The sequence below is a fragment of the Kitasatospora sp. NPDC001539 genome (genome assembly GCF_040298565.1).
Lineage (GTDB): Bacteria > Actinomycetota > Actinomycetes > Streptomycetales > Streptomycetaceae > Kitasatospora.
In genome coordinates this window covers 1-5652 of record NZ_JBEPAK010000349.1, presented here as the reverse complement: position 1 = coordinate 5652, position 5652 = coordinate 1, and the positions used below count along the sequence as shown (strand labels likewise).

Below are 5652 nucleotides of genomic sequence, written 5' to 3'. Positions count from 1 at the left end.
GCCGCCGCCCCGGGCCCGCCCCGGGCACCCCGGCTCCCCCATCCTGGTCAACCCTCTTCGCCACCCGTCGTCCGCTGTCGGACACTTGGCCGAGCACCCGTCACCGCCGACCCGCTGAGGGGAACCGTGATCCACAGCCCCGGCCCGCCGCCGCCGTCCCACGTCCCCACCGACCGGCAGACCGCCGCCGAATGGACGGGCCGCATCGCCGTCCTGCGCGAGACCCCGCCCGGCTGGTTCTTCCTGCTCGGGCGGCAGTCCACCGACGACCACCTCTGCCGCCTCGACCTCGACTACCACCTGGGCCGCGACTTCGTCGCCATCGTCCAGACCTCCCGACCCGCGCCGGACCACTTCCGGGTCACCTCGGACACCACCCCGCAGAGCCAGCTCACCAACTACCTCGCCAACTCGGGCCGCATCGACCACCGCGCGATGCTCGCCCCGCTCGCCACCACCACCAGCCGGGGCGTCATCCGCGTCGACGGCACCGCCGTGCCCGTCGAGGTCCACCACAGCCACGGCTGCCGCAGCGCCGCCGTCCACCGTCTCCCCGACCAGCCCGGCCACCTGGTCGTCACCGCCCCCGACGAGCACTGGGCCGCCGTCACCGACCTCGTCCTCCGGCCACCGGCCGCCCGCTGACCGCACCGGCCGATGGGACACTCACGAGCACGGCGCGAGCGGCACGAAGCTCCGTACTGGAACACCAACGTGGCGCGCCACCCGGGCATCCTGCGGGCGGTGCCGCCGGGGTGCCGGGCGGCACTGGACGTGGGCTGCGGGGACGGGCTGCTGGCGTCGAAGCTGGCGCGGCGCAGTCGGCAGGTCGTCGGGGTGGACGCCTCCAGCACGATGGTGGCACGCGCGAGCGCCACCTACGCCGAACCGACCTTCCTGGAAGGCGACTTCCTCACGCTCGACCTGCCGGCCGGGGGCTTCGACTTCATCTGCTCCGTCACGGCCGTGCACCACATGGACTTCGAGGCCGCACTCCTCAGGATGCGGGAGCTGCTGCGGCCCGGCGGCGTCCTGGTGGTGGTCGGCCTCGCCCGGGAGGATTCCGCGGCCGACCGGGCCCGCCGGGTGGCGGCCGCACCGCTGGTGCGGACCGTCAAGGCCCTGCGGCGGGCGGTCGAACCGGAGGGCATGCCGATGGCCGCACCGACGATGAGCCATCGGGAGGTGCGGGAGACGGCCGCCCGGCTGCTGCCCGGGGTGCGCTACCGGTGGCACGTGTTGCGGCGCTACTCGCTGACCTAGCGCAGGATCTGAGCAGCACTCCGCTGAGTGTCAGTGCCGACTGCGAGAGTGCGGCTGTGACTTGTGACGTCTGTGGACACGGGATGCGGCAGGTGCCGGTGTCGGAACTCCGGGGCGACTGGGCCCTGCCGGTGCGGGAGCGCTGGTCCTGCAGCTGGTGCCACGCCTGGACGGAGCTCGGCCACGGCCCGGCGGAGGTCTCCCGCCCGTGCTACGAGCCGCCCGAGTGGCGCTGGGAACGCGCCGAGTCCGAGTCCCTGCCCGTCGTGACCTCCCACGCCTACGGGTACTTCGGCGCGACCCTGTGCGGCATACGGCAGGACGGCATGCACGCCTCTCCCTACTACTGGCTGCCGGGCCGGGCCGACGCCTGCCCGGCTTGCCGGGAGGCGGCGGTCGTCATCGACCGGCGCTGGCCGACGGACCCGGAGGGCGCGAAGTGCGAGCGGCTGACCGCGCCGGAAGTCGGCCCGTCCGACCTCCTGTGCGCGCCCCGGCCGCCCGGCGGGTCCGACCGGGCGGCCTGAGCGGAGCGCCGTCGATCGGACGGTGTCGTCCGGCCGGGGCGAGGCACCGCTACAACTCCTCCGGCACCTCCACGATCAGCAGCGTTCCCCGGCTCCCGGGCCGCACCGAGTGGCGCGCGCCGGCCGGCACGAGGCACAGCTCGCCGGCGCGGACCGTCGAAGCCTCGCCGGCCACTTCCAGTTCGAGGAGCCCGTCGGCGACGAACAGCACCTCGGCCGTCGCGTGCACCTCCGGTGCCAGCTCCCGGCCGTCCATCGTGAGTACCTTCACCGCTGCCGTCCCGACCTGCCCCAGCACCACCGACCGCCAGGCGTCCGGGAGTCGGGCCGCGTGCGCGTTCACGTCCACCACGTTCATGGCCCGGGACGCTACCCGGCCGCGCCCGGCCGTTGGTCGACCGGAGGGTAAAACCTCGCGGGACCGCCGTCACCCGTCCCGCTCGGCGAGCACCTCGGCGATCACGTGCCGGGCGGTGTCCGCCATCCGCCGGTTGGTGCACCGGTAGTACTCCAGCTCCGTCAGGGCGACGGACAGGGCCCAGCCCCTCCCCCGGGCCCAGGCGGCGGGGTCGGCGCCGACGGCCGCGCGGAAGGTGTCGCGGGCGGTGGGCCCGAGCACGTACCAGGCCGGGATGAGGTCCACCGCCGGGTCGCCGAGGCCCGCGCAGCCGAAGTCGATGACGGCGCCGAGCCGGCCCGAGCCGTCCACCAGGAGGTTGCCGGGCTGGAGGTCCGCATGGATCCAGACCGGCGGCCCGGGGTGGGCCGGGGCGCGCAGCGACGCCTCCCAGGCCGACGTCACCGCCCCGGCATCCACCGCGGGCGCCAGCGCCGCGATCGCGCGCCGGACCGCACCGTCCCGGTCGGCGAGGGGCTCGCTGCGGTAGGAGGCGGGACCGCCGGCCGGGTCGACCCGGTGCAGGGCCGTGACGAACGACGCGAGGTCCGCCGCCAGCGCACCGGAGCCGGTGCCGGCCGCCGGGTTGGTGCCGTCCAGCCAGCGCAGGACGGACCAGGGCCAGGGGCAGCCGTCGACCGGCGCGCCCAGGCCGACGGGTGCGGGGACGGCGACCGGCAGTTCGGGCGCCAGACGCCCCAGCCAGGTGTGCTCCTTCTCGATGTCCTCGGCCGCCCCCGGGATGCGCGGGATCCGTACGACCAGGTCCGCGCCCAGCCGGTACATGGCGTTGCTGGTGCCGGCCGGCTCCACCGGCTCCACGCGCAGTGCGGCCCAGTGCGGGAACCGCTCGGCCACCATCCGGCGGACCAGCGCCCGGTCGATGCGGAGTTCGTTCGCGTGCATCGCGGGGGACGTCGACATGGCGCCCGACCCTGCCAGCGCCGGCCGTGCCCGGCAAGCGGATTACCAGGGCACCACCTGGCCCAGGTGGTCGACGAAGTGGAGGCCGGCCTTCCCCCGGTGCCGCTCGATCGTCTCGGCCACGCCGGGGACGCTCTCCTCGACGCTGAGCTCGGCCTCGGACCCGCCGAGTTCGGTGCGGACCCAGCCCGGGTCCATCAGCAGCAGGGTCCGCCCGTCGTCCGCCCGTCGGGCGGCGTAGCAGCGCATCAGCTGGTTCAGCGCGGACTTGCTGGCCCGGTACAGGTCCTGGCCGCCACGGGTGTTGCGGCTGATGCTCCCCTGGTCGGAGGACATCACGCCGATGGTCCCGCTCGGCGCGACGAGCGGGCCGAGCCGATCCACGACGCGCATCGGACTGAGCGCGTTGGTCACCATCACCTCGGTGAACATGTCGGTCGGGACGTCGCCGATCGGCAGGTCGCCGCGGGTGACGGCGGCGTTGACGAAGAGCAGGTCGAGCGGGGCGCGGTGGGCGAGCCGGCCGCCCAGCGCGGCGATCTGCCGCGGGTCGGTCATCTCCAGCGTCTCGACGGTCAGCCGCCCGCCGGAGGAGTCGGCCAGGTCGTGCAGGCCGGTGCGGCGGCTGCCGCGCACGGTGCCGATGACGTCCCAGTCGCGGCGCAGGAGTTCGGCGGCGAGGCCGAGGCCGAGGGTACGGGAGGCGCCGATGATCAGTGCCGTGCTGCGGGCGGCATCCGGCGCGGTGCCGCGGGTGGTGTCCCGGGTGGTGTCGGTCATGCGGCCAGTCTTCGAGGGGGCCCACCGGAGCGTCCAATACTCTCCCGCGCGCGTTGATACCGTGCGGGTATGGATCTGGACCTGCGCAAGCTCCGCTACTTCGTGGCGGTGGCCGAACACGGCCGGTTCGGCCGCGCGGCGGAGGCGTTGTTCATCGCCCAGCCGGTGCTCAGCCGACAGATCCAGGCGCTCGAGCGCGAGTTGGGCTGCGCCCTGTTCACCCGGACCACACGCAGCGTCGAACTGACCGCCGCCGGGCAGAAGTTGTACGAGGAGGCGCAGCGGATCACCGCGGCCGTCGACGCCGCCCTGCAGCGCGTGCAGGAGGCCGCGCGGGGCGAGCAGCGGCTGGTCGTGGCGTTCTCCCCCGGCCTGCGCGTCTCGGAGGCGATCCGGGCGTTCACGGCGCGCCGCCCGGAGGTCGCGGTCGACGTGCTGCCCCTGCGCTGGTGGGAGCAGGACGCGCCGCTGCGCGACGGCCGGGCGCACATCGGCTTCCTGCGGCGCCCGTTCGACGCCACGGGGCTGCGCACCGTTCCGATCGGGCGGGAGACGAAGGTCGCCTGCCTGCCCGTGACGCACCCGCTGGCCGCCCGGCGCAGCCTCACCTCGGCCGATCTCGACGGTGAGCCGGTGCTGGACGCCCGGACGCGGCGGACCTCCTCGCTGGAGGAGAAGTTCGAGCTGGTCGCCTCGGGGCAGGGCATCGCGCTGGTGCCGGTCAGCATCACGGGCTCCTACTCCCGCCCCGACCTCGCCTATCTGCCCGTCACCGACTCGCCGCCCGTGGAGACGTGCCTGGCGGTACCGGAGGGCGCCGACCGGGCGGGCGTCGTTCGGGACTTCCTCGAGGTCGCCGTCGCCACCCTCCGCCCGCCCGGCGCCTGACGGCGAGGTCCCGGCCGCCCGCCACGGGGGCCCGGGTCAGTGGCCGGGGCGAGCGGCCGGGGCCGGGGCCGGGGCGGGCGACCGGGGCGGGCGGCCGGGACCGGTCCTTCCGCCCGGAGGGCGGCGGCTACCCCCGGTGGGCCGCCAGGAGCCCGGGCAGCTCGCGCATGTCGTCGAAGACGACCGTGCCCGGCCCGGCCAGCCGCTCCGCGGCCGTGACGCCGCCCGCGTAGCCGAGCGCGCGCATCCCGGCGGCGCGGGCGGCCCGCACACCCGGCTCGCTGTCCTCGACGACGACGCAGGCGGCCGGGTCGACGCCCATCGTCCGTGCGGCGTGCAGGAAGAGGTCGGGCGCGGGCTTGCCGCGTCCGACCTCGGTGGCGCTGAAGATCCGGCCCTCGAACCGTTCGTACAGCCCGGTGCGGCCCAGCGTGTGGCGCATCTTCTCGTGGGTGCCGCTGGACGCCACGCAGGTGGGCAGGGTGATCGCGTCGAGCGCCTCCGGCAGGCCGTCCACCGGCGCCAACTCGGCGTCCACGGCCTCGGCGTGGAGTTCACGGAACCGCTTGCCCCACACCGCCGCCACCTCCGCCCCGAGCCGCTCGGCGACCAGGGCGTTGTTGGCGGCCTCCGACCGCCCGACGAACCGCTCGATCGCCTCGGCGCCCGTCAGCGGCCAGCCGTACTCCTCCCCCAGCCGCACCAGCACCCGGACGGCGATCACCTCGCTGTCCACCAGGACGCCGTCGCAGTCGAATATCACCAGCTCTGTCGGCTTGATCATCGAGCCAGGATAGGGCGCCGCCGGGCCGGGCCCGGCCGGTCCGGGCGAGCGCCCGGGGCCCCCGGCCCCGCGGCGCCCCCGGCCCGGGG

General features: G+C 75.4%; 8 protein-coding genes. 4 read left to right on the top strand and 4 right to left on the bottom strand.

Features of this window, described 5'->3' with window-relative positions; translation table 11 throughout:
* Positions 1-126 precede the first annotated feature (126 nt).
* The 3 genes from ABT247_RS31290 to ABT247_RS31280 all read left to right on the top strand — a co-directional run bounded on the left by ABT247_RS31290 (position 127) and on the right by ABT247_RS31280 (position 1790).
* The gene (locus ABT247_RS31290; RefSeq protein WP_350749419.1) at positions 127-645 is read left to right on the top strand and encodes a hypothetical protein; all 519 of its coding nucleotides are present in this window, start codon (positions 127-129) and stop codon (positions 643-645) included.
* A gap of 69 nt (positions 646-714) precedes the next feature.
* Positions 715-1263, top strand: coding sequence for a class I SAM-dependent methyltransferase (locus ABT247_RS31285; protein ID WP_350749416.1), 549 nt, complete (start codon positions 715-717; stop codon positions 1261-1263).
* Between the two features lie 83 nt (positions 1264-1346).
* Positions 1347-1790, top strand: coding sequence for a hypothetical protein (locus ABT247_RS31280; protein ID WP_350749413.1), 444 nt, complete (start codon positions 1347-1349; stop codon positions 1788-1790).
* 49 nt (positions 1791-1839) lie between these two features.
* Here ABT247_RS31280 and ABT247_RS31275 read toward each other — a convergent pair whose 3' ends face one another.
* The 3 genes from ABT247_RS31275 to ABT247_RS31265 all read right to left on the bottom strand — a co-directional run bounded on the left by ABT247_RS31275 (position 1840) and on the right by ABT247_RS31265 (position 3891).
* Positions 1840-2148 (bottom strand): cupin domain-containing protein, encoded by a 309-nt coding sequence (locus ABT247_RS31275; protein WP_350749410.1) that lies wholly within the window; start codon positions 2146-2148, stop codon positions 1840-1842.
* Between the two features lie 69 nt (positions 2149-2217).
* Positions 2218-3111, bottom strand: coding sequence for an aminoglycoside phosphotransferase family protein (locus ABT247_RS31270; RefSeq protein WP_350749407.1), 894 nt, complete (start codon positions 3109-3111; stop codon positions 2218-2220).
* 42 nt (positions 3112-3153) lie between these two features.
* Positions 3154-3891, bottom strand: coding sequence for an SDR family NAD(P)-dependent oxidoreductase (locus ABT247_RS31265; protein WP_350749404.1), 738 nt, complete (start codon positions 3889-3891; stop codon positions 3154-3156).
* 69 nt (positions 3892-3960) lie between these two features.
* Between ABT247_RS31265 and ABT247_RS31260 the strand changes: the two genes are divergently transcribed.
* Positions 3961-4779 (top strand): LysR family transcriptional regulator, encoded by an 819-nt coding sequence (locus ABT247_RS31260; RefSeq protein ID WP_350749401.1) that lies wholly within the window; start codon positions 3961-3963, stop codon positions 4777-4779.
* A gap of 127 nt (positions 4780-4906) precedes the next feature.
* Here ABT247_RS31260 and ABT247_RS31255 read toward each other — a convergent pair whose 3' ends face one another.
* Positions 4907-5563, bottom strand: a complete 657-nt coding sequence (locus ABT247_RS31255) for an HAD family hydrolase (RefSeq protein ID WP_350749398.1) — start codon at positions 5561-5563, stop codon at positions 4907-4909.
* Between the last annotated feature and the right edge of the window lie 89 nt (positions 5564-5652).

Excerpts from the sequence above, each read along its gene's own strand:
- ABT247_RS31255 (WP_350749398.1), bottom strand. The coding sequence starts at position 5,563 with ATGATCAAGCCGACAGAGCTGGTGATATTCGACTGCGACGGCGTCCTG.
- ABT247_RS31265 (WP_350749404.1), bottom strand. The coding sequence starts at position 3,891 with ATGACCGACACCACCCGGGACACCACCCGCGGCACCGCGCCGGATGCC.
- ABT247_RS31275 (WP_350749410.1), bottom strand. The coding sequence starts at position 2,148 with ATGAACGTGGTGGACGTGAACGCGCACGCGGCCCGACTCCCGGACGCC.
- ABT247_RS31280 (WP_350749413.1), top strand. The coding sequence starts at position 1,347 with ATGCGGCAGGTGCCGGTGTCGGAACTCCGGGGCGACTGGGCCCTGCCG.
- ABT247_RS31260 (WP_350749401.1), top strand. The coding sequence starts at position 3,961 with ATGGATCTGGACCTGCGCAAGCTCCGCTACTTCGTGGCGGTGGCCGAA.
- ABT247_RS31270 (WP_350749407.1), bottom strand. The coding sequence starts at position 3,111 with ATGTCGACGTCCCCCGCGATGCACGCGAACGAACTCCGCATCGACCGG.